The organism is Oleiphilus sp. HI0125 (assembly GCF_001635355.1).
Map to the genome: position 1 here is coordinate 1 of NZ_LWGF01000232.1, position 818 is coordinate 818.

At 45.4% G+C, this 818-nt stretch carries 2 protein-coding genes; one reads left to right on the forward strand and one right to left on the reverse strand.

Annotated elements, in window-relative coordinates:
* Nucleotides 1-194: 194 nt before the first annotated feature.
* Nucleotides 195-575, forward strand: a complete 381-nt coding sequence (locus A3762_RS03535) for a PilZ domain-containing protein (protein ID WP_068753741.1) — start codon at nt 195-197, stop codon at nt 573-575.
* Between the two features lie 8 nt (nt 576-583).
* Here A3762_RS03535 and A3762_RS03540 read toward each other — a convergent pair.
* On the reverse strand, nt 584-818 hold a 235-nt coding region (locus A3762_RS03540), incomplete at its 5' end, for a S16 family serine protease (RefSeq protein WP_304439255.1).

Consider the following 818-nt stretch of genomic DNA (forward strand, 5'->3'; position numbering starts at 1 on the left):
TGAGGTTGTCTGGTTTGAAGGCAATTACACAGAATACGAAGCAGACTTCAAAGATAGAAAAGGTGAGCTTGCGAAAACGCCGACACGCCTCAACTATAAGAAACTCGCATAATAAGTGCTGCGCACTTGCTAGGATTTAAACTTAAATCTAAAGTAAGTGCGCATTAGTCCTCGCACTCATACTAGGAAAAGGCATGTCACAATTACAAGAACAGCAAGAACGTCGTCAATTCAGCCGAATTTTATTCAATGCCGAATGCACCTTGAGTCAAGAAGGTTTGGAATGGACGAGCGGTGTGCAAGACATTTCACTGAAGGGCGTATTGATTCGAAAGCCAGAGGGTTTTTCGATGAACAAAGACAATACCTTTGAAGCTAGCATCAAACTCGCTGGAAACGAGCAGTGCATTAACATGATACTTTCGTTTTCAAATGAGCACGACAACGCCTTAGGTTTTGCCTGCGACCATATCGATATCGACAGCATGACGCATTTAAAAAGACTCGTAGAGCTCAACTTAGCAGACGAGGATCTTCTGCACCGCGAACTGAGCGCGTTAAGCGAAACGCACTAACGAGCAAACTAAAAGACGTTTTTAAGAAACTCATCAAGCGTTTTGACAGGCACGACCTTCATTCCAGGCACATCCTCTCTGGGGCGATTACCCCACGGAACATAAGCTAATTTAAAGCCATGTTTCGCCGCCTCATGGATACGCTCTTGGCCACTTGCGACAGGGCGTACTTCTCCAGAAAGCCCTACCTCGCCAAACATGATGACATCACGCGCTAAATTCACACCACGAAAACTTGAGACG

Coding starts and splice junctions, on each gene's coding strand:
- A3762_RS03535 (WP_068753741.1), top strand. CDS start 195: ATGTCACAATTACAAGAACAGCAAGAACGTCGTCAATTCAGCCGAATT.